This window comes from Pseudomonas sp. RW3S2 (assembly GCF_014268955.1).
In the GTDB taxonomy this organism is placed as follows: Bacteria; Pseudomonadota; Gammaproteobacteria; order Pseudomonadales; family Pseudomonadaceae; genus Aquipseudomonas; species Aquipseudomonas wayambapalatensis.
Genome location: NZ_JABWRM010000015.1, coordinates 62,442 through 86,289, shown reverse-complemented (window position 1 = coordinate 86,289; position 23,848 = coordinate 62,442). Strand labels below are relative to the sequence as shown.

At 63.5% G+C, this 23,848-nt stretch carries 21 protein-coding genes; 16 read left to right on the top strand and 5 right to left on the bottom strand.

Going from position 1 to position 23,848, the window contains the following annotated elements; genetic code table 11:
* Positions 1 to 5: 5 nt before the first annotated feature.
* The 4 genes from gatB to HU748_RS20235 all read left to right on the top strand — a co-directional run bounded on the left by gatB (position 6) and on the right by HU748_RS20235 (position 3,389).
* Entirely contained in the window at positions 6 to 1,451 is a 1,446-nt protein-coding gene (gene gatB / locus HU748_RS20250; RefSeq protein ID WP_054894400.1) for an Asp-tRNA(Asn)/Glu-tRNA(Gln) amidotransferase subunit GatB, read from the top strand.
* A gap of 74 nt (positions 1,452 to 1,525) precedes the next feature.
* The gene (locus HU748_RS20245) at positions 1,526 to 1,900 is read left to right on the top strand and encodes a septal ring lytic transglycosylase RlpA family protein (RefSeq protein WP_176717867.1); all 375 of its coding nucleotides are present in this window, start codon (positions 1,526 to 1,528) and stop codon (positions 1,898 to 1,900) included.
* A gap of 60 nt (positions 1,901 to 1,960) precedes the next feature.
* Positions 1,961 to 3,004: a calcium/sodium antiporter gene (locus HU748_RS20240; RefSeq protein WP_186668001.1), complete on the top strand. Its 1,044-nt coding sequence runs from the start codon at positions 1,961 to 1,963 to the stop codon at positions 3,002 to 3,004.
* Positions 3,005 to 3,014: 10 nt separating this feature from the next.
* The gene (locus HU748_RS20235; protein ID WP_186667816.1) at positions 3,015 to 3,389 is read left to right on the top strand and encodes a carboxymuconolactone decarboxylase family protein; all 375 of its coding nucleotides are present in this window, start codon (positions 3,015 to 3,017) and stop codon (positions 3,387 to 3,389) included.
* A 107-nt stretch (positions 3,390 to 3,496) separates the two neighbouring features.
* Here the strand turns inward: HU748_RS20235 and HU748_RS20230 are convergent, their stop codons facing one another.
* Both HU748_RS20230 and HU748_RS20225 read right to left on the bottom strand, forming a co-directional pair.
* Positions 3,497 to 4,858: an amino acid permease gene (locus HU748_RS20230; protein ID WP_186667814.1), complete on the bottom strand. Its 1,362-nt coding sequence runs from the start codon at positions 4,856 to 4,858 to the stop codon at positions 3,497 to 3,499.
* A 51-nt stretch (positions 4,859 to 4,909) separates the two neighbouring features.
* On the bottom strand, positions 4,910 to 5,851 hold the full coding sequence (locus HU748_RS20225) for an AEC family transporter (protein WP_186667812.1): 942 nt from the start codon (positions 5,849 to 5,851) through the stop codon (positions 4,910 to 4,912).
* 189 nt (positions 5,852 to 6,040) lie between these two features.
* Here HU748_RS20225 and HU748_RS20220 point away from each other — a divergent pair, with 189 nt between their 5' ends.
* The gene (locus HU748_RS20220) at positions 6,041 to 7,666 is read left to right on the top strand and encodes a phospholipase (protein ID WP_186711244.1); all 1,626 of its coding nucleotides are present in this window, start codon (positions 6,041 to 6,043) and stop codon (positions 7,664 to 7,666) included.
* Positions 7,667 to 7,680: 14 nt separating this feature from the next.
* A complete protein-coding gene (locus HU748_RS20215) occupies positions 7,681 to 7,869 on the top strand; it encodes a hypothetical protein (protein WP_186667808.1) in 189 nt (62 codons plus the stop codon).
* A 58-nt stretch (positions 7,870 to 7,927) separates the two neighbouring features.
* On the opposite strand, the gene HU748_RS20210 is transcribed toward HU748_RS20215, so the two are convergent.
* Together HU748_RS20210 and HU748_RS20205 are read right to left on the bottom strand one after the other, a co-directional pair.
* Complete coding sequence (locus tag HU748_RS20210) at positions 7,928 to 8,488, bottom strand: response regulator transcription factor (RefSeq protein ID WP_186667806.1); 561 nt, start codon at positions 8,486 to 8,488, stop codon at positions 7,928 to 7,930.
* Positions 8,485 to 9,744: an ATP-binding protein gene (locus HU748_RS20205; RefSeq protein ID WP_186667804.1), complete on the bottom strand. Its 1,260-nt coding sequence runs from the start codon at positions 9,742 to 9,744 to the stop codon at positions 8,485 to 8,487. The genes HU748_RS20210 and HU748_RS20205 overlap by 4 nt, the downstream gene beginning before the upstream one ends.
* A 199-nt stretch (positions 9,745 to 9,943) precedes the next feature.
* Between HU748_RS20205 and HU748_RS20200 the strand changes: the two genes are divergently transcribed.
* From HU748_RS20200 to HU748_RS20160, 9 genes are all read left to right on the top strand, one after another.
* Positions 9,944 to 10,657, top strand: coding sequence for an SIMPL domain-containing protein (locus HU748_RS20200; protein WP_186721663.1), 714 nt, complete (start codon positions 9,944 to 9,946; stop codon positions 10,655 to 10,657).
* Positions 10,658 to 11,027: 370 nt separating this feature from the next.
* Complete coding sequence (locus HU748_RS20195) at positions 11,028 to 12,653, top strand: ABC transporter substrate-binding protein (RefSeq protein WP_186667800.1); 1,626 nt, start codon at positions 11,028 to 11,030, stop codon at positions 12,651 to 12,653.
* Between the two features lie 204 nt (positions 12,654 to 12,857).
* Positions 12,858 to 14,450 (top strand): ABC transporter substrate-binding protein, encoded by a 1,593-nt coding sequence (locus HU748_RS20190; RefSeq protein WP_186721661.1) that lies wholly within the window; start codon positions 12,858 to 12,860, stop codon positions 14,448 to 14,450.
* 161 nt (positions 14,451 to 14,611) lie between these two features.
* Positions 14,612 to 15,991, top strand: coding sequence for an OprD family porin (locus HU748_RS20185; RefSeq protein WP_186667796.1), 1,380 nt, complete (start codon positions 14,612 to 14,614; stop codon positions 15,989 to 15,991).
* Between the two features lie 69 nt (positions 15,992 to 16,060).
* Positions 16,061 to 17,656 (top strand): ABC transporter substrate-binding protein, encoded by a 1,596-nt coding sequence (locus HU748_RS20180; RefSeq protein ID WP_186721659.1) that lies wholly within the window; start codon positions 16,061 to 16,063, stop codon positions 17,654 to 17,656.
* A gap of 72 nt (positions 17,657 to 17,728) precedes the next feature.
* A complete protein-coding gene (locus HU748_RS20175) occupies positions 17,729 to 18,739 on the top strand; it encodes an ABC transporter permease subunit (protein ID WP_186667792.1) in 1,011 nt (336 codons plus the stop codon).
* A 10-nt stretch (positions 18,740 to 18,749) separates the two neighbouring features.
* Positions 18,750 to 19,676, top strand: a complete 927-nt coding sequence (locus HU748_RS20170; RefSeq protein ID WP_186667790.1) for an ABC transporter permease subunit — start codon at positions 18,750 to 18,752, stop codon at positions 19,674 to 19,676.
* Positions 19,677 to 19,686: 10 nt separating this feature from the next.
* Positions 19,687 to 20,655 (top strand): ABC transporter ATP-binding protein, encoded by a 969-nt coding sequence (locus HU748_RS20165; RefSeq protein ID WP_186667788.1) that lies wholly within the window; start codon positions 19,687 to 19,689, stop codon positions 20,653 to 20,655.
* Complete coding sequence (locus tag HU748_RS20160) at positions 20,655 to 21,623, top strand: peptide ABC transporter ATP-binding protein (RefSeq protein WP_186667786.1); 969 nt, start codon at positions 20,655 to 20,657, stop codon at positions 21,621 to 21,623. Before HU748_RS20165 ends, HU748_RS20160 begins: the two co-directional genes overlap by 1 nt.
* Positions 21,624 to 21,790: 167 nt before the next feature.
* Here HU748_RS20160 and HU748_RS20155 read toward each other — a convergent pair whose 3' ends face one another.
* A complete protein-coding gene (locus HU748_RS20155; protein WP_186721656.1) occupies positions 21,791 to 22,729 on the bottom strand; it encodes a hypothetical protein in 939 nt (312 codons plus the stop codon).
* Positions 22,730 to 22,969: 240 nt separating this feature from the next.
* Here HU748_RS20155 and HU748_RS20150 point away from each other — a divergent pair, with 240 nt between their 5' ends.
* Positions 22,970 to 23,794, top strand: a complete 825-nt coding sequence (locus tag HU748_RS20150) for a helix-turn-helix domain-containing protein (protein WP_186721654.1) — start codon at positions 22,970 to 22,972, stop codon at positions 23,792 to 23,794.
* Positions 23,795 to 23,848: the final 54 nt, after the last annotated feature.

Genomic DNA, 23,848 nt, shown 5'->3' with positions numbered 1-23,848 from the left:
CACACATGCAATGGGAAGTTGTGATCGGGCTGGAGATTCATACCCAGCTCGCCACCCAGTCGAAGATCTTCTCCGGCAGCGCCACCACCTTCGGCTCCGAGCCGAACACCCAGGCCAGCCTGGTCGACCTGGGCATGCCCGGCGTACTGCCGGTGCTGAACCAGGAGGCCGTACGCATGGCCTGCATGTTCGGCCTGGCCATCGATGCCGAGATCGGGCCGCGCAACGTGTTCGCGCGCAAGAACTACTTCTACCCCGACCTGCCCAAGGGCTATCAGATCAGCCAGATGGACCTGCCGATCGTTGGCAAGGGCCACCTGGACATCGCCCTGGAAGACGGCACCCTCAAGCGCATCGGCGTCACCCGCGCACACCTTGAGGAAGATGCCGGCAAGAGCCTGCACGAAGATTTCAACGGCGCCACCGGGATCGACCTGAACCGCGCCGGCACACCGCTGCTGGAAATCGTTTCCGAGCCGGACATGCGCAGCGCAAAAGAGGCCGTGGCCTACGTCAAGGCCATCCACGCCCTGGTGCGCTACCTGGGTATCTGCGATGGCAACATGGCCGAAGGCTCGCTGCGTTGCGACTGCAACGTCTCGGTTCGCCCCAAAGGCCAGGTCGAGTTCGGCACCCGCTGCGAGATCAAGAACGTCAACTCGTTCCGCTTCATCGAGCGGGCGATCAACAGCGAGATCCAGCGCCAGATCGACCTGATCGAGGACGGCGGCAAGGTAGTCCAGGAAACCCGTCTGTACGACCCGAACAAGGACGAGACCCGCTCCATGCGCAGCAAGGAGGAAGCCAACGACTACCGTTACTTCCCCGATCCGGACCTGCTGCCGGTGGTCATCGAGCCAAGCTTCCTCGAGACCGTCCGCGCCTCGCTGCCCGAGCTGCCGACACAGAAGGTCGAGCGCTTCCAGAGCCAGTACGGCCTGTCGGCCTACGACGCCAACGTGCTGGCCAGCAGCCGCGAACAGGCCGACTACTTCGAGCAGGTGGCCAGTATCGGCGGCGACGCCAAGCTGGCGGCCAACTGGGTCATGGTCGAGCTGGGCAGCCTGCTGAACAAGCTGGGTGTCGAAATCGACCAGTCGCCGGTCAGTGCCGAGCTGCTCGGTGGCATGCTGCAGCGCATCCGCGACAACACCATCAGCGGCAAGATCGCCAAGACCGTGTTCGAGGCCATGGCTGCCGGTGAAGGCGATGCCGACAGCATCATCGAGAGCAAGGGCCTCAAGCAGGTGACCGACACCGGCGCGATCGACAAGATGCTCGATGAAGTGCTGGCGGCCAACGCCGAGCAGGTCGAACAGTACCGCGCCGCCGATGAGGCCAAGCGCGGCAAGATGTTCGGTTTCTTCGTCGGCCAGGCGATGAAGGCCTCCAAAGGCAAGGCCAACCCGGGGCAGGTGAACCAATTGCTCAAGGCCAAGCTCGAAGGGTGACCTGAACGCCCTCGTTCGCGGGCAAGTCGGGGCGCCGACTTGCCCGCGAATGGAAGCACCGGAGAGCACCTGCCTTGCTGAAAAAAAACCTCACCGCCCTGGCTCTTTTCTCTGCCTTGGCCGGCTGTGCCAGCCATGACATCGACCCACGCGGCTACGACGAAACCGGCACCGCCTCCTATTACGGCTCCCGCCACCACGGCAAACGCACTGCCAGCGGCGAAGCCTTCAACCAGCACGGCCTGACCGCCGCCCATCGCACCCTGCCGTTCGGCAGCCAGGTACTGGTGACCAACCTGTCCAACCAGCGCAGCGTGGTGGTACGCATCAACGACCGCGGCCCCCATACCCGTGGCCGACTGATCGACCTGTCACGCGCTGCCGCAGAAAAAATCGGCATGCTCCGTAGCGGAACGGCGCGAGTCCGGGTACAAGGTCTGAGCGACTGACCTGACTGGAGCCCTGCCATTTTCGACCTCGCTACCCTCCCCACCTTCAGCCTCCTGCAACTGGGCCTGGGCCTGGTGCTGTTGGTCATCGGTGCCGAACTGCTGGTGCGCGCCGCCCTGCGCCTGGCCACGCGCCTGCATGTGCGGCCGCTGATCATCGGCCTGAGCCTGGTGGCCTTCGGCAGTACCGCACCACAACTGACGGTCAGCCTGCAGGCGGCCTACCAGGGTGCCCCGGACGTGGCGGTGGGCAGTGTGATCGGCAGCAACATCTTCAATGTGCTGGTGATCCTCGGGCTTGCCGCGCTGATCATCCCGCTACGCGTTTCGCGGCAACTGGTACGCCTGGACATCCCCTTGATGATCGCCGCCAGTGCAGTGGTCTACCTGCTGGCGGCCAACGGCGAACTGGGGAGGCTCGAGGGCGGGCTGTTGTTGCTGGGCCTGCTGGGCTACCTGGGCATGCTCTGGCACCAGTCACGCCACTATGCCCGCACCTATCCGGCGCCCGACGCCGCGCGCCGCAGCCCGGGCCGTTTCTGGAGCACCGTGGTGCTGCAGACCCTGTTCGGGCTGGTGCTGCTCAGCCTCGGTGGGCACTTGCTGCTGGAGGCGGCGGTCGAGGTCGCCACGGATCTGGGCCTGTCCGAGCGGATCATCGGCCTGACCGTGGTCGCGGTCTGCACTTCGCTGCCGGAACTGGCCGCCGCGCTGATCGCCGCCCTGCGGGGCGAACGCGAGATCGCCGTGGGCACGGTGATCGGCAGCAACCTGTTCAACCTCCTGGCAGTGCTGGGGCTGACCGCCTTGACCACGCCCGAGCCACTGACCATCTCACCCAACGCACTGGCATTCGACCTGCCGGTGATGCTCGGGGTCGCCGCCCTGAGCCTGCCCGTGTTCTATTCCGGCTACCGGATCACCCGCGCCGAAGGGCTGGTGTTCCTGGCGCTCTACCTGGCTTACGGCCTGCACGTGGTGGCCTTCACCACCGGCATGCCACTGGCCGGGCGACTGGAGCGTCTGATGCTGTTCTACGTCATGCCGGTGCTGGCGGTGGTGTTGCTGTACACCACCGTTCGTGCCTGGCGCCGCCAACACTGAGGATTACGCAATGACCGACAACAAGAAGGCCGGCGAGCAGGTTCGTCGCCAGGTGATGGGGGACGCTTTCGTCGATCGTGCCCTGGGCAATGCCACGGCGTTCACCCAGCCCCTGCAGGACTTCGTCAACGAACATGCCTGGGGCAGCGTCTGGTCCCGCGAGGGGCTGCCATTGAAGACCCGCAGCCTGATCACCTTGGCGGCGCTGACCGCACTGAAGTGCCCACAGGAACTCAAGGGCCATGTGCGCGGGGCGTTGAACAACGGCTGCACGGTGGAGGAAATTCGCGAAGCACTGCTGCATTGCGCAGTGTACGCCGGGGTGCCGGCAGCGATCGATGCATTCCGCGCGGCGCAGGAAGTGATCGACAGCTACCAGGCCTGAGATCGCACCGGACTCTTCGCGGCTAAACCCGCTCCCACAGGCACGCCACTATGCGGCCCCTGTGGGAGCGGGTTTACCCGCGAAAAGAACGACGCATCAGCGCAGATTCATCCCCTGGCCTGACGCGCTTTCTTCACCCGGAACGCTACCCACAGCGCAGCGATCCACAGCGGAATCAGCATCACCGAGATGCGCACTGGCGGGGTGAGGTACATCACCACCAGGATCAGCACGATGAACGCCAGGCACAGGTAGTTGGTCAGTGGATGCCCCCAACTGCGGTAGAACGGCGTGACGCCCGCCGCCAGCTTGGCCTTGCGGAACTTGAGGTGGGTGATGCTGATGCTCGCCCAGTTGATCACCAGCGCCGACACTGCCAGGGCCATCAGCAAACCGAACGCCTCCCCCGGCATCAGGTAGTTGATCACCACGCACAGACCGGTGGCCAGAGCCGAAACCCCCAGCGCCACCAGCGGTACGCCGCTGCGGCTGACCTTGAGCAACTGGCGCGGCGCATCGCCCTGACTGGCCAGGCCGAACAGCATGCGGCTGTTGGCGTAGACGCAGCTGTTGTAGACCGACAGCGCGGCGGTCAGCACCACGACGTTGAGCACGGTGGCGACCACATCGCTGTCCAGCTCATGGAAGATCATCACGAACGGGCTGCCGCCCTGCACCACCTTCTGCCACGGGTACAACGCCAGCAACACGGCGAGCGCGCCGATGTAGAAGATCAGGATGCGGTAGACCACCTGGTTGGTAGCCTTGGGGATGCTCTGGCGCGGATTGTCCGCCTCGGCAGCGGTAATACCCACCAGCTCCAGGCCGCCGAAGGAGAACATGATCACCGCCAGCGCCATGATCAGCCCGGTGACGCCATTGGGGAAGAAGCCACCGTACTGCCACAGGTTGGCCACGCTGGCATCCGGGCCACCATGACCGCTGCCCAGCAGCCAGGCGCCGAAGCCGATCATGCTGACGATCGCCACCACCTTGACCAGGGCGAACCAGAACTCCATCTCGCCGTAGACCTTCACCTGGGTCAGGTTGATGGCATTGATCACCACGAAGAAGATCGTCGCTGTGGCCCAGGTCGGAAAGTCCGGCCACCAGTACTGCACGTAGATACCCACGGCCGTCAGTTCGGCCATGCCCACCAGCACGTAGACGACCCAGTAGTTCCAGCCGGAGACGAAGCCGGCGAACTCACTCCAGTATTGATGGGCGAAGTGGCTGAAGCTGCCTGCGACCGGTTCCTCGACCACCATCTCGCCAAGCTGGCGCATGATCAGGAAAGCCATCAGGCCAGCGATCGCATAGCCCAGCAGTACCGAAGGGCCGGCCAACTGGATGGTCTGGGCGATCCCCAGGAACAGGCCGGTGCCGATGGCGCCGCCCAGCGCGATCAACTGGATATGGCGATTCTTCAGCCCGCGTTGCAACCCCGCGGGCGTGCTCTGGTCTTGCATGAAGTGTCCTTTAGTTCAGGAGGCAGTGTTGTTGTGTTGTGCGGCGAGCATCTAGATCCATCCGCCCCATTGCAAGATGAATATGCCGATATTGGTGGTGATCGCCGCCATTAGCGTCGTGATCACGATGATAGACGCAGCCAGCTCGTGATTGCCATTGGCCGCGCGGGCCATGACATAACTGGCCGCCGCCGTCGGGCTGCCGATGTAGAGAAACAGAATCCCCAGCTCCGCGCCGCGAAACCCGCACAGCCAGGCGCCCAGGGTACCCACCAGCGGCAGCCAGACCATCTTCACCAGGCTGGCATCCACCGCGAGCTTGCCGCTGTCGCGCAGGGCCGCCAGCGACAGGGTGCCGCCAATGCAGATCAGCGCCAGTGGCAGGGTCATCTGCGCCAGGTAGTCGCCTGAAGTCAGCAACCAGTTGGGCAGGGGCACCTGCCCATACGCCATGGGCGTCGCGGCCAGCACGCTGATGATCAGCGGGTTGCTGAAGATGCTCTTGCACAGGCTCCACGGGTCGGATTTCAGGCTCGGGCTGTACACCGCCAGCACCACCGTCGACAGCGAGTTGTAGAGCAGGATCACCAACCCGGCGAGTACCGCACCCAGGGAAATCCCGTAGTCGCCATAGAGGCTGGCCGCCAGCGCCAGGCCGATCACCCCGTTGTTGCCACGAAACGCACCTTGCGTGTAGATGCCGCGGTCCTCTGGCGGGCTGCGCCAGATCGCCAGCCCCCAGGACAGCGCAAAGCACACCAGGGTCGCGAGGATGAAGTAGAGGATGACCCCGGGCTTGACCGCCGTCGACAGGTCGGCGTGATAGATACCCAGGAACAGCAGCGCCGGCATGCAGGTGTTGAACACCAGCGAGGACGCGACCTTGATGAAATTGTCGTCGATCAAGCGGATGCGTTTGAGTAGCACGCCCATGAACAGCATGGCGAAAACCGGGGCCGTGATGTTCAACGTCTGGATGAGAAGGGCGAGCATTGCGCGCGATCCTGAGAAGGTTGCCGATAGGGAGCTAATCATACGTCAGTGCCAGGTGATTGCGTCCGCCATGGATGAAGGATCTGCCCACAAACAGATCTTGACGTAGGAAATTTCCACCCTATTATCAAAACAACTGTATATGCATACAGTTAATTAGGACTTTTCAGACATCGCATGGAGCAACCAATGTCAGAAATGCAATCACTGCCCGCAACCGGCCAAGCCAATCTGCAAGTCGCGGACCTCGACCGCTTGTTCGACCCCGAAGGCATCCCCTTGGAGGGGGAGCACACGCACCTGGTGCTGGTGGTGGACGGCCATCACACCATCAAGTACCACCGCCTGCCACCACTCGAAGCACCGAAGCCCACCGGGCCCGAGTTGCGCTTCGAGGGCGGCGAGCACACCGCCATCGGCGACAACGTCCTGCTGCGCTTCACGGCCAACCAACCACCGATCGTGGCGCACCAGTCTCCGCTGCCGTTGCCCAACGGTCTGAGCCTGACCTACGGTCAGGTGGTTGCGCTGGGAGGTGACTTCTACGGCGTGCCGGAACGCCCCATCGCCGATGGAACAACACCCTCCGAGCGCATCGAACGCTTCGTCCAGGCTTTCGACTCGCTGGCCCGCCTGCCCGCCTCCCGTGCCGAAGCCCAGGAAATTCTGGCGGTCATGCAGGAAGAGATCTCGGCGGCCAACCGCGCCATCAAGGACGGCCGTCAACCCCATGAAGCCTATGACGCACTGGGCGACAGCCTGTCGGCGCGCTGGAATCGCATCACCGGGGGCGGTAGCGTGGCTTCGGATCTCCTGCCACTGGGTCGCTACCTGAAACTGGCCGCCAGCAACTGGGACCATTTCGGCCGGTCGGCCCTGCTGGCCTACCAGGCCGGTCACGGCGCAGCACTGCAACAGGCGCTGCGCGCCCGTGACAGCGGCGACGAACGCGACCTGCAACTGGCCTATGCCATGAACGCCTTCGCCGACCACTTCCTTACCGACCTGTTCTCCGCCGGCCACCTGCGTGTACCGCGCAAGGCCCTGGCCGACGCGGTCACGCCGAGCGATATCGGCTCGCTGGTGTCACGCTTCATGCACGACGAGGACAGCAAGTACGGCCTGCGCGTGCGCAATGCCGAAGGCGAGCAGTGGCGTGCCTATGGTGACAAGCGTTATTTCGACAGCGTTGATGTGGCCAACCGGCGCCAGGTCGGGCGCGCGGTACAGCGTTCGGCCGACGAAGTGTTCCAGGCCTTCGACAAGGGGCGGGCCGCATCGCCGGAGCAGTACGCCGCCCTGCGTCTGACGCCAGACCTGCAGGCAGCCGAGCAGGACCTGGTCCCCGGCAATTTCGCTGCGCTCTACCGCCAGCAAGGCTCGACGGTACTGCGGCGCAAGAATGTGGCCGACCTCAACGACCGCCAGTACACCAGTGACTGGTGGGGCTGGAGCACCTACCTGCTGCTCAAGGACTACAAACCCAACCGCCCGACGGGCTTCATCGATGCCCCGGCAACTTCACCGACCATCGTTGCCGGCGGCTGGCAGCGCCGCGAGCCGGATGGCCTGAACTGGCGCCAGGGTAATGCCGTGCGCTATGCCTTCAGTGTCGACGATGGCGTCAACGAATCCTACATCGGCCCCTGGAACCCCTATACCGAGCTGGGCGAGCAGTTCCACCCGACCGTGCAGGTACCGCTCGATGCCCAACGTCGTGGGCGCAACCTGTTCCGCCAGTTCCGCGATGGCGCACCGGAGCTGATCGCGCGCCTAGACGGGCAGGCCACCACTTACATCGACCGTAACGCGTGACAAGGAGGTCACCGATGAATATCAGGATCAAACTGGAACTGGCTTCGGGCCAGTCGCTGCAAGGGATGCCGCTGGAGCTGCTGCGCGATGGGCAGGTGATCGGGCGAGCGCAGGTGGCGCGGGAGGGAGAGGTGTCGTTCGCGGTCGAGCCAGGCACAGGTGCGCTGGCGGTGCGCATGGATCGGACGGTGATCGGGGGCTGATTTTCGCGGCGCCTGCTTCACGGGCAAGTCGAAGCAGGCGCCGCGGTCTGTCGTGCGATCAGCGCCGCACCGGCCGCTTCTGCAGCTTGCGCTGCAAGGTGCGCCGGTGCATGCCCAGCGCCCGCGCCGTCGCCGAGATATTGCCTTCGTGCTCGGTCAACACGCGCTGGATATGCTCCCACTGCAGGCGGTCCACCGACATCGGGTTTTCCGGCACCAGGGTATCGAGGTCGGCATGTTCGGACAGCAGCGCCGCCAGCACATCGTCGGCGTCGGCCGGCTTGCACAGGTAGTTGCAGGCGCCGCGCTTGATCGCCTCGACCGCAGTGGCGATGCTGGAATAGCCGGTCAGGATCAGCACGCGCATCTCCGGGTCCAGCTCCAGCAGCTTGGGCAACAGAACCAGGCCCGAATCACCTTCCATCTTCAGGTCAAGCGTGGCGTAGTCCGGCAAGTCCTGCTGAGCCAGGATCAACCCCTCCTCGGCACTCGAGGCGGTGCTCACCCGAAAACCGCGGCGGCTCATGGCACGGGCCATCACCCGGGTAAAGGTGGCGTCATCATCCACCAGCAGCAGGTGCGGCAGCTCTTCGCCTTCGATCTGGTTCTCATCGCTCATCGTTCATCTCCTCGCTTGCCATGGGGCAGGCGCAGCTCGGTCAGGGTGCCGCCCTCTTCATGACTATAGAGTTTCACCGAGCCCCCCGCGCGGGTAACGCTGGCCTTGCTCAGGAACAGGCCCAGGCCGAAGCCTTTGCCCTTGGTGGTAAAGAAGGGTTTGCCGATCGCCTCGGCGATGGCTACCGGTACGCCGGCACCATGGTCGCGGATACTGATCAGGATATCCTGGGCATCCCAGTCCAGACGCACTTCGAGGTCGTTCGGGCAGGCATCGGCGGCGTTGTTCAGCAGGTTGAGCAGCGCCTGGGTGAGGTCTGGTGGCGGAGTCAGCCGCGGCACCTCGCCATCGCGCAGGCGCTGGAAACGGTAACTGGCTTCCGGACGCATCAGGTGCCAGCGATTGAGCGCCTCGTCGAGCCATGCCGTGACATCCTGCTCCTGCACATTCATGCGTCGGTTGGCTTCGGCGGCACGCACCAGTTGCTGCAGCGTCTCCTTGCAAAGCTTGACCTGGTCCTGCAGCACCGCAAGGTCTTCCTGCAACTGCGGATCGGTATGGTCCTGGCGCATCTCGTTGATCAGCACGCTCATGGTCGCCAGCGGCGTGCCCAGCTCATGGGCGGCCCCGGCGGCCTGCGTTGCCACGGCCAGCAACTGTTCGTCGCGCAGGCTATCCTCGCGCCGCTCGGCACGCATCTGCTCTTGGCGGCGCAGTTCCTCGGCCATGCGCGCAGCAAAGAAGGTAATGACAGCAGCGGCCAGGGCGATGCTCAGCCACATGCCATACACCTGCATGGTGTCACGTGCCAACGGCAGCGTCTCCAGCGGGTAGAACTGCACCAGCAACAGGCTGTAGGCAACCAGCGCAATGCCCGACAACACCAGTGAATAGATCCACGGCAGGGTCACGGCGGCAATCGCCAGCGGCACCAGGTAATAGGACACGAAGGGGTTGGTCGAGCCCCCCGAGTAGTACAGCAGGGCGCTGTGGATCAGCAGGTCACAGGCCAGTTGCAGGGCGTATTCCATCTCCGTGACCGGCAAGGTCAGGCGCAGGCGCAAGGCGGTAAAGGCACACAGCAGCGACGACAGCGCGAGCGTTGCCGCCAGCGACAGCCACGGCAGCGGCAGCAGCTCGGTCCAGTAGGCCACGCCCACGGAGCCGGCCTGGGCGGCCAGGACCAGGATGCGAATGATGGTCAGGCGCCAGAGGTTCTGACGGGTGGCGGACATTGGGTGTGCGGGGGCGAGCATGAGCTCTCCTGATGAGTGCTCCAGGACAATCGGCTGGAGTATACCGAAGCCAGGCGCCCCGCTGCAGCAATGCGGCAAAGCGCCACACTCTGTCACAAAGTCATGATGGCATTGTTGAACCCACTACACTGTTTCCGGTCTGATGGGCCATGCGTGGAATGGACGTCATCCCCACGCTTTCTACTTGAAGGAGTCATACATGCACATTTCCCGTCGCAGCGCCGCGTTAGTCCTGTCTTGTGGCATGCTCGCCAGCCTGCCGGCCCTGGCCGCCGACGAGCCGCGCTACAACCAGGTATCGCTGCGCGCCGAGGTCAGCAAGGAAGTGGCCCGCGACCTGATGGTCGTCACCCTGTACAGCGAAGCGCAGAACACCGACCCGGGCAAGCTCGCCAAGCAGATCACCGAAACCATGAACAAGGCGGTCCAGCAGGCCCGCGAAGTCAAGGACGTGAAGATCAGCCAGGGCAGCCGTAACAGCTATCCGGTCTACGACACCAAGGGCCAGAAGATCACCGGCTGGCGCGAGCGCGCCGAGCTGCGCCTGGAAAGCGCCAACTTCCCGGCCCTGTCCAAACTCACCGGTGAGCTGCTGCAGGAACTGAAGATGGGCGGCATGGACTTCTCCATCGCCCCGGCCACCCGCAAGGCCAGTGAAGACGAGCTGCTCAAGGATGCGGTCAACGCCTTCAAGGCCCGCGCCCAACTGGCCACCGAAGCCCTCGGCGGCAAAGGCTACAAAGTGGTCAGCCTGAACCTCAACAGCAGCGGCTACCCGCGCCCTTACATGCGCAGCGCACCGATGGCGATGAAAGCCATGGCTGCGGATGAAGCCGCCTCGCCGGACATCGAAGCCGGCACCAGCGAAGTAAGCATGAATGCCGATGGGCTGATCGAAGTACAGATGCCGTGATTGCGGCTGCGCTCGACTGAGCGACCGGGGCCACCTGCAATGTGGCCCCTCTCCTGGCCACCGCACCTGTCGCAATGACAGCGGGGGCAATGGTCATCTCCAGCCTGCATCTGAATCTTCCTACGCACTGTTTCAGTGCAACCTACATCCCTTATCGCTTCGAAACATGTCGCAAAATGCCAGCTTTTTTCTTGCGCAAACGTTCAACCTGCGCAAAATTTACATGAATGCGACATCCATGTACGACCGTGCCACATTTGTGGCGCCGACTATCCTGTTGAGTGTTGCAATGGGTATACCCCCTGCATAAGTATCCGCAGGTCGGCTCACGAGGCCACCTCAAATCAAAAATGACAACAATGAGGCCACCATGCTCAAACACGCAGTCATTCCGTTCCTGGTAGGCGCAGGCCTGCTGGCTGGCGCCCCTGCAGCCCTCGCCGCGTCCAACCTGGTGTTCTGCTCCGAAGGCAGCCCCGCCGGTTTCGACCCGGGCCAATACACCACCGGAACCGACTTCGACGCCTCGGCCGAAACGATCTTCAACCGCCTGACCCAGTTCGAGCGTGGCGGCACCGCCGTCATCCCCGGCCTGGCCACCAAATGGGACGTTTCCGAAGACGGCAAGACCTACACCTTCCACCTGCGTGAAGGGGTCAAGTTCCATACCACCGACTACTTCAAGCCGACTCGCGAATTCAATGCCGACGACGTGCTGTTCACCTTCAACCGCATGCTCGACAAGGACATGCCGTTCCGCAAGGCGTACCCCACCGAATTCCCGTACTTCACCGACATGGGCATGGACAAGAACATCGCCAAGCTCGAGAAGCTCGACGATCACACCGTCAAGTTCACCCTCAACGAAGTGGACGCCGCGTTCATCCAGAACCTGGCGATGAGCTTCGCCTCGATCCAGTCCGCCGAGTACGCCGACCAGTTGCTCAAGCAGGGCAAGGCCGCCGACATCAACCAGAAGCCGATCGGCACCGGGCCGTTCGTGTTCAACAGGTACCAGAAGGACGCGCTGATCCGCTACAAGGGCAACAAGGACTACTGGAAACCGGACGACGTGAAGATCGACAACCTGGTCTTCGCCATCAGCACCGACGCCTCGGTGCGCATGCAGAAGCTCAAGCGTGACGAGTGCCAGGTCACCCTGTTCCCGCGCCCGGCCGACATCGAGCCACTGAAGAAGGATCCGAAGCTGCAGATGCCTGAACAGGCCGGCTTCAACCTCGGCTACATCGCCTACAACGTGATGGACAAGATCAAGGGCAGCAACGAGCCCAACCCCATGGCCCAGCTCAAGGTGCGCCAGGCGCTGGACATGGCGGTGAACAAGCAGCAGATCATCGATTCGGTGTACCAGGGCGCCGGCCAGCTGGCAGTCAATGCCATGCCACCGACCCAGTGGTCCTACGACACCACCATCAAGGACGCCAAGTACGATCCGGAAAAAGCCAGGCAGTTGCTCAAGGAAGCCGGCGTCAAGGAAGGTACCGAGATCACCCTGTGGGCCATGCCGGTGCAACGCCCCTACAACCCCAACGCCAAGCTGATGGCCGAGATGCTGCAATCGGACTGGTCCAAGATCGGCATCAAGGCCAAGATCGTCAGCTACGAATGGGGCGAATACATCAAGCGTTCCAAGGGCGGCGAAAACGGCGCCATGCTGATTGGCTGGAGCGGCGACAACGGTGACCCGGACAACTGGCTCGGCACCCTGTTCGGCTGCGACGCACTGGAGGGCAACAACTTCTCCAAGTGGTGCTACAAGCCCTACGACGACATCATCAAGCAGGCCAAGGCCACCTCCGACCAGGCCAAGCGCACCGAGCTGTACAAGCAGGCGCAGCACATCATCAAGGAGCAGGTGCCGATGACCCCCATCGCCCACTCCACGGTCTATCAGCCGATGAGTGCGAAAGTGAAGGACTTCAAGATCAGTCCGTTCGGACTGAACTCCTTCTATGGCGTAAGCGTGGAGAAATAGCGCCCAGCCAGCCCCGCCATGTGACGGGGCTGGCATGGGCTCGGCGAATTGTCGAAATTTCTCGGCAACATTCAGAAGTTTCTTACGCCACTAGACATATTCATTACCTGTCTCGCCCTTCCTGATGCCGCTAACGTCAGGAACGGGCTTCTGTTGCCGCCTGTTCAGTACGCGGCAGCGCAAACAGATGAGGAAAGGATCGCCATGCGCCGTACCACACTACTTGGCACCATGCTGGGCCTGGGCCTGCTCGGCCAGGCCATCGCTGCCCAGGCCAACAACCTCGTGTTCTGCTCCGAAGGCAGCCCGGCTGGCTTCGACACCGCCCAATACACCTCGGCCACCGACAACGACGCCGCCGAGCCCCTTTACAACCGCCTGGTCGAATTCGAGCGTGGCGGCACCGCTGTGCAGCCAGGCCTGGCCACCGACTGGCAGGCGTCCGAGGACGGCCTGCGCTACACCTTCCACCTGCGGCCTGGGGTGAAGTTCCACCACAACAAGGACTTCAAGCCCACCCGCGACTTCAACGCCGACGACGTGCTGTTCACCTTCAATCGCATGCTCGACAAGGAGCATCCGTTCCGTAAGGCCTACCCCACCGAGTTCCCCTACTTCATCAGCATGGGCCTGGACAAGAACATCGCCAAGGTCGAGAAAACCGACCCGCTCACGGTGGTTTTCACCCTCAACAAGGTCGATGCCGCGTTCATCCAGAACATCGCCATGGCCTTCGCGTCCATCCTCTCCGCCGAATACGCCGAGCACCTGTTGGCGACCGGCAGGCCCAGCGATATCAACCAGAAGCCGATCGGCACCGGCCCGTTCGTGTTCCAGCGCTACCAGAAGGACTCGCAGATCCGCTTCAAGGGCAACAAGGACTACTGGGCCCCTGACCGGGTGAAGATCGACAACCTGGTGTTCTCTATCAACATCGACCCTTCGGTGCGTATCCAGAAACTGCGCCGCAACGAGTGCCAGGTCACCCTTCATCCACGCCCGGCCGATCTCCCTTCGCTCAAGCAGGACGGCAAGCTGCAGATCATGACGCAGCCCGGCTTCAACCTCGGCTACATCGCCTACAACACCCAGCATCCACCGTTCGATCGACTTGAAGTGCGCCAGGCGATGGACATGGCGGTCAACAAGCAGGCGATCATCCAGGCGGTCTACCAGGACGCCGGGCAAGTGGCAGTCAACGCCATGCCGCCCACCCAATGGTCCTACGACGATACGCTCAAGGACGCGCCGTTCGATCCGCAAAAAGCCAAGCAGTTGCTGGAGCAGGCCGGGGTCAAGCCAGGCACGGAAATCACCCTCTGGGCCATGCCGGTGCAACGCCCCTACAACCCCAACGCCAAGCTCATGGCTGAAATGCTCCAGGCCGACTGGAGCAAGCTCGGCTTCAAGGTCCGTATCGTCAGCTACGAATGGGGCGAATACCTCAAGCGCATGAAAAATGGCGAACACGACATCGCCCTGATCGGTTGGACCGGCGACAACGGTGACCCGGACAACTGGCTCGGCACCCTGTTCAGTTGCGATGCCATTGGCAGCAACAACTACTCGCAGTGGTGCGACAGCCAGTACGACGAACTGGTCAAGAAGGCCAAGCAGGTCACCGACCGCGAACAGCGCACCCACCTCTACCAGCAGGCCCAGCAACGCCTCAAGCAGCAGGTACCGATTACCCCGGTGGCCCATTCGACGGTCAACCAACCCCTCAGCATCAGTGTGAAAGACTTCAAGGTCAGCCCCTTCGGACGCAACGTTTTCTCCGGCGTCAGCATCGATTGACCCTGTATCGCCAGACCGGGAGTACCCCCCACTCCCGCGACCGCGTGCAGCCCGGATTTGCCTGGCAATCCCAGGTGAACACCCGCAGTACCGCGTCACCGAGCCAAGCCCGACCCACAAGATCGGGCCACAGATATAAGAATAGAAAGGGAGCTTTAACCTTGAAACGAACCACCAAAACCGCGCTGGCCCTATCCATCGGCGCCTTCTGCGCCGCCGCCCAGGCAGAACCTGTCAGCCAGGACTTCTACCCGCTGAGCCTCAAGTCAGGCAGTGAGCAGGCCGATGCATCAGGCTTCTTCGAAGGCCAGAGCCTGAGCGGCAGCACCCGCAACTGGTACGCCCGCGAACGCGCCACCCGTGCGCCGCTGTGGAAGTACTACAAGAGCGACGGCACCCGCCACGACACCCACAGCCGTGACAACTGGGTACAGGGCACCATCCTCAACTACAGTTCGGGCTTTACTCAGGGCACCGTGGGCTTCGCCACCGAAGTCGCCGCCTACAACGCCATCGCCCTCGAGCGTGGTCGCGCAGCGATTGCCGGGCCGAACAACCGCACCCTGACCCATAGCGATGGCGACCCTGTCGGCCAGTGGAGCAAGGCGGGCCTGGCCAACGTCAAGGCGCGCATCTCCAACACCACCCTCACCGTCGGCCGTCAGTCCCTGGACACGCCGATGATCGCCTACATCGGCAACCGTGCCCTGCCTTCGAGCTTCCAGGGCGTGGCGTTGCACAGCGCCGAATTCGACAACCTGTCGTTCGACATCGGCACCTTCGACCGCGTCTCGCCGCGTACCGAACAGAGCCTGAGCAAGTTCCGCTCCGAATACAGCGCCACCGGCGTGGAAACCGACCGTGCCAGCACCGCCGGTATCAACTACCAGCCGTTCAAGAGCCTGACCACCAGCCTGTACGCCACCAAGGTCGACGACTTCTGGAACCAGTACTACTTCGGTGCCAACCACGTGCTGGGTGACAGCGCGGTGCTGAGCCTGACCACCGGCCTGAACTACTACAAGACGGTCGATGCCGGCAGCAAGAAGATGGGCGAGATCGACAACGACACCTACAGCCTGTCGTTCGGCCTCACCCACCAGGCGCACACGCTCACCGCCTCCTGGCAGCAGGTCAACGGCAACGAGTACTTCGACTACCTGCACGAAACCAACGGTATCTACCTGGCCAACTCCCTGCTGTCGGACTTCAACGGCCCGAACGAGAAATCCCTGCAGATTTCCTACGTGCTGAACATGGCCCAGTACGGCGTGCCAGGCCTGAAGTTCAACCTGTACAACGCCCGCGGCTGGGGCATCGACGGTACCCACTACCGCGGTACCGCCTACGACGTGCGTGGCATGGATGGCGAGACCCACTACGAGTGGGGCATCGGCACCAGCTATGCGGTGCAGAGCGGCATGCTGAAGGACACCAGCATCCGCGCCACCTATACCGCCCACCGCGCGAGCAAGGCCCAGGCCGACGGCAGCCTGGACGAGCTGCGCATCGTGACCACCATTCCGTTCAACATTCTCTGACCGCCACGGTCACGGCCCGGGCTTTCCGGGCCGTGACGTCTACGCTGGAGTCATTCGCAGGGAGGTTCCATGAAATCGCTACCGCTACGCGCTGCCCTGGCAGCGATCATCCTGGGCGCCGCCGGCAACCTCGCGGCCAAGCCCCTGGTGGTGTGCACCGAAGCCAGCCCCGAAGGTTTCGATATCGTCCAGTACACCACCGCGGTCACCGCCGACGCCTCGGCCGAAACCGTGTTCAACCGCCTGGTCGACTTCAAGCCCGGCACCACCGATATCCAGCCGGCGCTGGCCGATAGCTGGGACGTCAGCGCCGACGGCCTGACCTACACCTTCCACCTGCGCGAGGGCGTGAAGTTCCACACCACCGACTACTTCACTCCCACCCGTGACTTCAATGCCGACGACGTGCTGTGGAGCCTGAACCGCCAGTTCGATGCCAAGCACCCATGGCACGACAAGACCAGCGTCGGCTACCCCTATTTCGAGAGCATGGCCTTCGGGCAACTGCTCAAGTCGGTGAGCAAGACCGACGACCACACCGTGGTGATCACCCTGACCCGCCCGGAAGCGCCGTTCCTGCGTGACCTGGCCATGGCCTTCACCTCGATCTACTCCGCCGAGTACGGCGACCAGTTGCTCAAGGCCGGCAAGACCGGCGACCTGAACAGCAAGCCGATCGGCACCGGTCCGTTCGTGTTCCAGCGCTACAACAAGGACGCCCAGGTCCGCTTCAAGGCCAACCCCGACTACTTCCGCGGCAAGCCGCCCAGCGACACGCTGGTGTTCGCCATCGCCACCGACAACAACGTGCGCCTGCAGAAGCTACGGGCCAACGAATGCCAGATCGCCCTGTACCCCAAGCCCGACGACGTCCCGGCGATCAAGACCGATCCCAAGCTCAAGGTCGCCGAGATCGAAGCCCTGGTGACCGGCTACATCGCCATGAACACCGAGCACAAGTACCTTAGCGACGTGCGCGTGCGCAAGGCGATCAACATCGCCTTCGACCGCCAGACCCACGTCGACCAGTTGTTCGGCAAGGGCAACGCGCTGGTCGGGGTCAACCCCTACCCGCCGACCATGATCGGCTACAACACCGAGAACAAGAACCCGCCGCGCGACCTCGACAAGGCCCGCGCCCTGCTCAAGGAAGCCGGCGTTCCCGAAGGCACCGTCATCACCCTGTTCACCCGCAACGGTGGCGGCCCGACCAACCCCAATCCACGCCTTTCGGCAGAGATGCTGCAGGCCGACCTTGCCAAGATCGGGCTCAAGCTCGACATCCGCGTGATGGAATGGGCCGAGATGCTGCGCCGCGCCAAGAAGGGTGAAGCAGACCTGGTCTCCGCCCGCTGGGCCCGCGCCAACCGTGCCCCGGACAACATACAGACCCCGATGCTCAGTTGCGATGCCGCCAAGACCGGCGAGAACTATGCGCGCTGGTGCAACCCTAAGTTCCAGGAACTGATCACCCGTGCCCGCGAGATCATCGACAACGATGAACGCGCCAAGCTCTATAGCGAGGCGCTGGCGGTGTACGATGAGGATCAACCGTGGATCAGCATGGCCCACCCGAAGATGTTCACGGCCATGCGCGACAACGTAGAGGGATATGTCATCAACCCTCTGACCAATAACAACTTCGCCACCACCAAGGTGAAGTAGAAGAAAAACATGACCGCCGGCCTCTGCAAGGGCCGGCGGCTGCCTTGACCGGCCGATGAGGTACCTCCGACGATGTTGAGTTTTATTGCCCGGCGCCTGGGCCTGCTGATACCGACCTTCTTCGGTATCACCCTGCTGACCTTCGCGCTCATACGCCTGATCCCCGGCGACCCGGTGGAAGTGATGATGGGCGAGCGCAGGGTCGACCCTGAAATGCACGCCCAGGCCATGGAACGCCTTGGCCTGAACAAACCCCTGCCGGCCCAGTACATGGACTACATCGGCAAGCTTGCCCAAGGCGATCTCGGCGAATCGCTGCGCTCGCGCGAGAGCGTGTGGAAAGAGTTCACCACGCTGTTCCCCGCCACCCTGGAGCTGGCGTTCTGCGCGTTGATCTTCGCCGGCGTCTTCGGCCTGCTGGCCGGGGTGATCGCGGCGCTCAAGCGCGGATCCTTGTTCGACCATGGGGTGATGGGCGTCTCGCTCGCCGGCTACTCCATGCCCATTTTCTGGTGGGGCCTGATCCTCATCATGTTCTCGTCGGTGAGCATGGGCTGGACACCCGTGTCCGGGCGCATCGACCCGCTGTACGACGTCGAGCCGGTGACCGGTTTCATGCTGATCGACACCTTGCTGGTGGGCGATGAAGGCTCGTTCAAGGATGCCTTCATGCACCTGATCCTGCCGACCATCGTGCTCGGCACCATCCCGCTGGCGGTGATCGCCCGCATGACCCGCTCCTCGATGCTCGAAGTGCTGCGCGAAGACTACATTCGTACCGCCCGCGCCAAGGGCCTGTCGCCGGCCCGCGTGGTCTTCGTGCACGGCCTGCGCAATGCGCTGATCCCGGTGCTGACGGTGTTCGGTCTGCAGGTCGGCACCTTGCTCGCAGGTGCCGTGCTCACCGAAACCATCTTCTCCTGGCCGGGCATCGGCAAATGGCTGATCGAAGCCATTGGCGCCCGTGACTACCCCGTGGTCCAGAACGGCATCCTGTTGATCGCCTGCCTGGTGATCCTGGTCAACTTCGTCGTGGACATCCTCTACGGCCTGGCCAACCCACGCATCCGTCATCAGCGCTGAGGTCCCCGCCATGACTAATCCGACTTCCAACGCTGTGACCCAGGCTGCAACCGCCGACCACAGCCAGCTCTACCCCTCCCCGTACAAGGAGTTCTGGCAGGCCTTCTCGCGCAACAAGGGCGCAGTGGCAGGCCTGGCCTTCATGTGCCTGATCGTGTTCTGTGCGCTGTTCGCCCCATGGGTCGCACCACACAACCCCAGCGAGCAATACCGCGACTTCCTGCTGACCCCACCAGTCTGGCTCGAGGGCGGCACCTGGCAATTCATCCTCGGCACCGACGAACTGGGCCGCGACCTGCTTTCGCGCCTGATCCAGGGCGCAAGGCTGTCGCTGCTGATCGGCCTGTCGTCGGTGGTGATGTCGCTGATCCCCGGCATCCTGCTGGGCCTGTTCGCCGGGTTCTTCCCACGCTTGCTAGGCCCGTCGATCATGCGCCTGATGGACGTGATGCTGGCCCTGCCCTCGCTGCTGCTGGCCGTGGCCATCGTCGCCATCCTCGGCCCTGGCCTGATCAACACAGTGATCGCCATCGCCGTGGTCTCGCTGCCTTCCTACGTGCGCCTGACCCGCGCCGCGGTGATGGGCGAGCTGAACCGCGACTACGTCACCGCCGCGCGCCTGGCCGGTGCCAGCCTGCCGCGCCTGATGTTCGTCACCGTGCTGCCCAACTGCATGGCACCGCTGATCGTGCAGGCTACCTTGAGTTTCTCCTCGGCGATCCTCGACGCCGCCGCCCTGGGCTTCCTCGGCCTCGGTGTCCAGCCGCCCACCCCCGAATGGGGCACCATGCTGGCCTCTGCCCGCGACTACATCGAGCGCGCCTGGTGGGTGGTGAGCCTGCCTGGCCTGACGATCCTGCTCAGCGTGCTGGCAATCAACCTGATGGGCGACGGCCTGCGCGATGCGCTGGACCCGAAACTCAAGAACGCCGCCTGAGGAGAGCGCCATGTCACTGTTGCAGATCAACAACCTGAACGTGCGCTTCGGCGACGCCAACGCCGTCCCCGTGGTGGACGGCCTCGACCTGTCGGTAGACGCCGGCGAGATCCTCGCCATCGTCGGCGAGTCCGGCTCCGGCAAGTCGGTGACCATGATGGCCCTGATGGGGCTGATCGACGCCCCTGGGCGCATCACCGCCGACAGCCTCACCTTCGACGGCATCGACATGCTCAAGCTCAGCGGTCGTCAGCGCCGCAAGGTAGTGGGCAAGGACATCGCCATGGTCTTCCAGGACCCGATGACCGCACTCAATCCCAGCTACACCGTGGGCTACCAGATCGAGGAAGTGCTGCGCCAACACCTCGGTCTGAAGGGCAAGGCTGCACGCCAGCGCGCGTTGGAGCTGCTCAAGAAAGTCGAGATCCCGGCCGCCGAAAGCCGCCTTGACGCCTACCCGCACCAGCTCTCCGGCGGCATGAGCCAGCGCGTCGCGATCGCCATGGCGATTGCTGGCGAACCCAAGCTGCTGATCGCCGACGAACCGACCACCGCCCTCGATGTGACCATCCAGGCACAGATCATGGAACTGCTGGTCAACCTGCAGAAGGAGCGCAACATGGCGCTCATCCTGATCACCCACGACCTGGCCGTGGTTGCCGAAACCGCCAGGCGTGTGTGCGTGATGTATGCAGGGCAGGCAGTGGAAGTGGGCCAGGTGCCGGAGCTGTTCGACATCCCCGCACACCCTTACAGCGAAGCGCTGCTGGCAGCGATCCCCGAGCACAGCATCGGCGCCGAACGGCTGGCCACCCTGCCTGGCATCGTGCCCGGGCGCTATGACCGCCCCCAGGGTTGCCTGCTGTCACCTCGCTGCCCTTATGTACGTGACAACTGCCGGGCACAGCGTCCGGCCCTCGATCCCCAGGCCCACAGCCTGGTGCGCTGCTTCTACCCGTTGAACCAGGAGGTGGCGTGATGACTGTCGTTCTGTCCGCCCGTGAACTGACCCGTCACTACGAAGTCTCCCGCGGCCTGTTCAAGGGCCATGCACTGGTGCGCGCGCTCAATGGCGTGTCGTTCGAACTGGAGGCCGGCAAGACCCTGGCCGTGGTCGGCGAATCCGGCTGTGGCAAGTCCACCCTGGCCCGTGCCCTGACCTTGATCGAAGAGCCCTCTTCGGGCTCGCTGCAGATTGCCGGCACCGAAGTCAAAGGCGCCGACAAAGCCCAGCGCAAGCAGTTGCGCCGTGACGTGCAGATGGTCTTCCAGAGCCCCTATGCCTCGCTCAATCCGCGGCAGAAGATCGGCGATCAGTTGGCCGAGCCCTTGCTGATCAACACGTCGCTGAGCAAGGCCGAGCGCCGCGACAAGGTGCAGAAGATGATGCAGCAGGTCGGCCTGCGCCCTGAGCACTACCAGCGCTACCCGCACATGTTCTCCGGCGGTCAGCGCCAGCGTATCGCCCTGGCTCGGGCGATGATGCTGCAGCCCAAGGTGCTGGTGGCGGACGAACCGACCTCGGCGCTCGATGTGTCGATCCAGGCCCAGGTGCTGAACCTGTTCATGGACCTGCAGAAAGAGTTCAACACCGCCTACGTGTTCATCTCGCACAACCTCGCGGTGGTGCGGCATGTCGCTGACCAGGTGCTGGTGATGTACCTGGGCCGCCCGGCGGAAATGGGGCCCAAGGAAGATATCTACGAGAAGCCGCTGCACCCCTACACGCAAGCGCTGCTCTCGGCGACCCCGGCCATTCACCCGGATCCGCTCAAACCGAAGATCCGTATCGCCGGCGAGCTGCCCAACCCGCTGAATCCGCCAGACGGCTGCGCCTTCCACAAGCGCTGCCCCTATGCCACGGAGCGTTGCGGCAAGGAGATTCCAGCGTTCAGGCAGGTCGGAACGCGGCAGGTGGCCTGTCACTACGCGGAGCAGTTTCTGTAAGCAGCATGAAGCCGCTACCGTAGGACAACAGTTGCAAGAAGGGCCGCAGTAGCGGCCCTTTTCTATTAGTGCATGAAGATCGCGATCAGAATGATCACCGGGATTGGCACCCCAAGCATCCAGAGCAGTATCGAGCGCATGATGGTTCCTCCAGTCGTGAATTCGAATTAGCGGACAACAGTGGTCGAAGCATGCAGCGCACGGTGGTCTTGCTCGACCCACCGCGCACCGTCACGCAGTCGGCCACCGAACAGGGCTGCGAAGCTGGCGAAGAACGCGCCGCACAGCAAGGCGATGAAGGTCCAGATGGCGGTCCAGGCCGCGACCTTGGCCGCAGTGTCGGCAGCTTCCTGGGCCGCCTGCTTGGCTTGCGCAGCATCCTGACGCGCCTCTTCATAGACTTGCTCGACCCGCGCCTGGGCTTCGGTTTGGGTCAGTCGGGTACGCTGGGCCACCAACTGGGCCAGGTAGGTGCGATCCTCGGCAGCCATCCCGCCATCGGCAGCCAGGCCACGGACCAGGATTCGGCTGGCCACGCCATTGGCCGCATCCTCGCTCACCGCGACCGGACCATCCCCACGGAACAGACGATCGACGTAGTAACCCATGGGGTCGGCGGCGCCCGACGGCTTGCTCTTGTCATCCGCCATGGAAACGCTGGCGACGGCTCCGTAAGCGGCAGCAGCGCCTGCCGAGGCACCGGCACTGGCGAGTCCGCCAGCAGAGGACACGACCAGCAACGCAGTCACCAGGGTGGCGATGGCCCAGGACAGGAAGCCATGGGCGGTATCGCGGAAATACACCTCGTCACGATGCAGGTTGGCCCACTTCACCCGCAAGCGACCCGCCATATACCCGCCCAGCCCGGAGGCGAGGATCTGGGTAATCAGCAGCCAGACGATGGTGGATATCCCCAGCGCCTTGGCGCTGGCACCTTCGTTGGCCCAGGGAGATGAGGCGGCAAAGCCCAGGCCCGCGCCCAGTATCACGAGGATCAACGACAACGCCGCCGCAGCAGCGGCACCGGCGAAGATGGCGGCCCAGGATACGCCCGAGCGGTTCGGGGCCTCGGAAACAACGGTTGGCAGATCGGCAGTGGTAATCATGATTCGCGCCTTATGAGGGTGAGCAAAACTTCCTTTTTGTTTGCCACTGGATCAGTGCAGCGCGCGTGCCAGTTGTGACAAAAAATGACATCCAACTAAATCAATCACTTAGCTGAAAACCACTTCCTAGGATCGTGCGAATCGCCCGAACCCACCCATTCGAACTGGGCGTTATGCAGTCCCCGCAGCCCTGTGGCTTCTCAGGCCAGGCCGTGCGCCCTTGTCGCCCGGAGCGGCCCGATGCATTATCGGCCCATGACCGCCACTCTCCTTCCAGACGGCCCCGCCCAGACACCGCTCACTGCGGAAGTCGTCATGCGCTACCACTTGTGCTGGAAGCATCGCGACCTGGATGGGGTCATGGCGCTGTATCACCGAGAGATCCAGTACCACGACTTTTTCCAGAACCGTGTGCTCGGCTTCGACGAGCTGCGCGAATACGTGCGCGTCTCGTTGCCGCACGAAGCCGGGGAAGACATCGTCCACAGCGACCGCATCCGGGTCGACGGTTGCACAGCCTTCATCCAGTACCAGGTGACGGTCCAGGGCGGTGAAGGCCTGGTGGCCTTCCAGTCCAGCGAGGCGATCACGGTCAAGGACAACCTGATCTGGCGGGTCAACGAATACGGCACGCTGATCCGCCGCGACGGCAAGGGCGCCAGCGCCTCCGGGCCGCGTCCCGCGACCAGCCGCCTGGGCCTGTCGCCACGGCAACTGAGCACCATGGCCCAGGACCTGGAACATTACTTCCAGGCCCAGCGCCCCTACCTGGACCCTGAGCTGGACCTGCAACAGGTCGCACAGGAGAGCGGCTACAGCCGCAACCAGATCTCCTACCTGCTCAACCAGGTGCTCGGCCAGAGCTTCTACCGCTACGTCAACCAGGCCCGCCTGCAGCACCTGCTCGCCGGGCTCGATGACGCGGGCTGCAGGGCACCGATCGACGAACTGGCCTTTGCCGCCGGCTTCAATTCGCTGTCGGCCTTCTACAAGTGCTTTCGCGAACACACCGGGCTCTCGCCCAAGGCCTACGTGAAGCAGATTTCTCTGCGTGCACGCACGTAAGACAGCGAAGCGCCCGCCCTACTAGCATCGCTCCCAGAACCTTGAACGGAAGTG